Below are 3,514 nucleotides of genomic sequence, written 5' to 3' on the forward strand. Positions count from 1 at the left end.
GAGCCCGAGCAGTTCCCGGGACTCGTCTATCGGATGGACCAGCCGGAGGTCGTCATCCTCCTGTTCGGGAGCGGGAAGATCGTCATCACGGGCGGGAAACAGACCGACGACGCCGAGGAGGCGGTCGAGGAGATCGTCGAACGGATCGAGGGACTCGGTCTGCTGGGGTGACGGACGAACTCGACGGCGCGAGTCGTTCGATTTCAGCTCGGAGGTCGTCGCCGCCTCGTTCGTTCGTCTCCGTCTGATCGTGACGATCTCAATTCACGTCGGGTATTCACGTTCGTGGGATGTTTCTGGCTCGGTGAGACGATCGGGGACGGTCGCGTCCGACGTTACGGTTCGGCGCGGTCCTCGGTGAGGACCTCCTTGACGACGCTCGGATCCTCGAGGAGCTGGTGTTTGGTGTAACTCCCTTCGGCGCTGCCGCCGCTGTGTTTCGACTGTTCGATGATGTCGAGGAAAGCGTGCTCTTTGAGAAGGTCTCGCACCCGGCGCAGCGAGAGGCTGTCGGAGCCCTCCTGTCGGCAGATGTTCTCGTAGATTTCGTACACGCGGCTGGTTCGGAAGCCGTCCTGACGGCCGCTCGACAGCGACAGCAGCGCGAGCGCCTGGAGCACGTATCGCGAGTGCGGCGTCGACCCGCGGATGAGTTCGCGGAACCGGTCCGTCTCCGCGCGCTCGCGCGCTGTGTGACGAACTCCTCGCGGACCGTCGGTTCGCCGTTCGCCTGCGCGATCTCGCCGGCGTACCGCAGGATGTCGATCGCCTTCCGGGCGTCGCCGTGCTCGCGCGCAGCGAGCGCCGCCGCGCGCGGGACGGTGGACGGCTCGAGGACGTCGTCGTGGAACGCGTCCGCGCGGGCCTGCATGATCTCTCTGAGCTGGTTCGCGTCGTACGGCGGGAAGACGAACTCGCGCTCGCAGAGGCTGGACTTGACGCGCTCGTCCATCCGGTCTTTGTACTGGATCTTGTTGCTGATCCCGACGACGCCGAGCTTGCAGTTGGTGATCTTTCCCGCCTCGCCAGCGCGCGAGAGCTGCATCAAGATTGCGTCGTCGTCGAGCTTGTCGATCTCGTCGAGGATGATGAGGACGACGTCGTACCGCTGGTCGAGGATCCGCCAGAGACGCTTGTAGTACGTCGATGTCGAGAGACCCTTGTCGGGGACGTTGATACCGGTCGTCTCGGGATCGTTCACGCCCTCGGCGATCGTCTGGACCGCCTGGGTCTCGGTGGTGTCCTGCGCGCAGTCGACGTACGCGAACGTGGCGTTGACGCCTTCTTCGCTCGCGGTCGACACGAGGCGTTTCGAGACGTACTTGGCACAGAGTGACTTCCCCGTACCCGTCTTTCCGTAGATGAGTACGTTGCTCGGGCTCTGACCGAAGATCGCCGGGTTGACAGCCGTTGCGAGATCGGCGATCTCGTCGTCGCGCCCGACGATCCGGCCCTCTCCGGGGAGATGGCTTATCTCGAGAAGTTCCTTGTTGGCGAAGATCGGATCCTCTCTGGTGAAGAGGTCGTCCGCTGCGTCCATGGGATCCACACCGCGTTTCCGGTGAAATGCGTTCTGTTTCGAGAGCGGCCAGTGAGATGTGGTAACGTATTGAGCGTTGAGACACACACCGTGTTTCCGGTGAAATGGGTCAGGTTGGGGGTGGGGTGGGTGGGGTGGGTGTAGGGTAGGTAGGGTAGAGTAGGTGTAGGGTAGGGTGGATGAGGTGTCGACGAGAGTGTCGCGGATCTCTCTACCAGACATCGATGGCATCCTCGTTAGCATCCACGTTATAGGGATCAACCGTCAGCACAAGCGTGCTCATCATTGACCGTCGACCGATGTCTTACCGATAGACGGGGTGTGACTCTCCGACGAGTCGTTCGAAAGCGAACAACACGCTGGCATGAAATTCGACGAGGATGACCACGCTGATAACGATGATCCCCACCTGCAGCGGAGTGGACAGCAGGCCGAGGGAAACGATAAGTGTCGTCGCACACGCTGGCGCATGAACCGTCTCGGTCGCAATCATCATCCAACTCGTGAGGACGATCGAAATGGTCGCGCTCGCAGCGAGCCGAAACCCTTCGATCGACAGTGGCGGTGGTGTCGCAGTAATGGAGACACCGGCGGCCAACAGCGTCCATGCTAGTAGGCCAGCGACGCCTCCAATGAGATGACTACCGACAATACGATACGTTCGCGTCCGTTCGCTCCGGCGCTCGAAAGAGAGAATAAATGCCGAGGGGCCGAGACTCGGAAAAATGAAGGGTTGTCCGCTTATCCACGCAATGCCACCGAGTACGGTGAACAGGAGTCCAGCATAGAGGCTCGTTCCGACCCGGCGTCGCATACTACTGGCTCCGTTCTCACTCTACAAACCTCCCGTGGTTCGTCCTTATCCGGTATTGAGCGACGAAGACGTGGCGAAAAACTGGATGCCAGAACTGTTGTATCACATCCTCGGATGGACGGGATACGATCGGAGAAATCACCCACTGCTTCACCGGGAAGGATCTGTCGACATCCTCAGCAGGTGCTACATTCTAACCCGGGCTCGCTCAATACAAGCGACGAGACGATCGATCTGTCGTGCGGTGGCGCGCCGGTGAGCGCCCAGTGGGCGCGAACCGCGCGCGAGGGAGTCGCTGGCGGCGACCGCCGCCAGCGACGAGGGTGGGGAGGCGTGAGGTGCGGTCGCGGTGCTGTGCGGGATTGGGAACTTAAAGGGAAACCGCGAGGGAGACGCACGGCGTTCACGAGAGCTCTGCTCTCGTGAGCCAACCAGTGATCTCTGATTTCTGGTGACGACGCAGGTGAGAGCGGTATCGCGTCACGCATCCGCGAACGGAGTGAGCGGGTCACCGACGCCGAGGCCGACGGCCGAGGAGTCGACCGTTTTGGTCCAGATTTTTCGAGGAGCGGTGTGCGAGCAACGCGAGCACACCCGACGAAGAAAAAGGTGGATATGCACCTTTCAGCGACCAGCTGTTCCGGTTGAATATATATCCGAAGAGTAGGGTTTCAACAGAGCCACCGGGAGCAGAATCATCCACCGATTCACCGGAAACACGGTGTCAGATTCGTGCCTCAGTTCTTACTATCGACTACCAATACCGATGTCCCGACTCTCAGTACCTACTGTCGCTCGGACCTCTCGTCACGGAAACTTGGACCTCCCGTCACGGAAACTCGGACCCAGCGCGAACATCGGACACCGCGTTTCCGGTGAACGGACGGAACGGCCGCGACGGCACAAGACACAAGGTCTCACGAGCGAAGGGTCGGGTATGCAACCCTCCAAGGAGCGCGAGGCGTCCGACGGCGACCCGATGGACGACCTCGACGATCTCCTCGACGACGACCTCGCGGACGAGGGCGACGCGTCGACGACCGAGGCGTCCGGGGGCGGCTCGGCGACCGGCTCCGGCGGCGGAGGGCGGATCGGCGTCGACGGTCGCTGGTTCTCGCTGAAATCGTTCGCGCTCTCCCTCGTCGCCGTCGCTCTCGGCG

Annotated in this window: 1 protein-coding gene and 3 pseudogenes; 2 read left to right on the top strand and 2 right to left on the bottom strand. The window is 61.8% G+C overall.

Translation table 11 applies throughout. From position 1 onward, the window contains the following. Window positions 1–171: pseudogene (locus GJ633_RS15070) on the top strand (TATA-box-binding protein); the annotation flags it as partial. Between the two features lie 164 nt (window positions 172–335). Here GJ633_RS15070 and GJ633_RS15075 read toward each other — a convergent pair. Continuing rightward, window positions 336–1,540: pseudogene (locus GJ633_RS15075) on the bottom strand (Cdc6/Cdc18 family protein). A gap of 304 nt (window positions 1,541–1,844) precedes the next feature. Beyond that, window positions 1,845–2,354 (bottom strand): HPP family protein, encoded by a 510-nt coding sequence (locus GJ633_RS15080; RefSeq protein WP_156589458.1) that lies wholly within the window; start codon window positions 2,352–2,354, stop codon window positions 1,845–1,847. Window positions 2,355–3,291: 937 nt separating this feature from the next. Between GJ633_RS15080 and GJ633_RS15085 the strand changes: the two are divergent. Next, window positions 3,292–3,514: pseudogene (locus tag GJ633_RS15085) on the top strand (hypothetical protein); the annotation flags it as partial.

Origin of the sequence: Halorubrum sp. CBA1125 (genome assembly GCF_009742825.1) — an archaeon.
In the GTDB taxonomy this organism is placed as follows: domain Archaea; phylum Halobacteriota; class Halobacteria; order Halobacteriales; family Haloferacaceae; genus Halorubrum.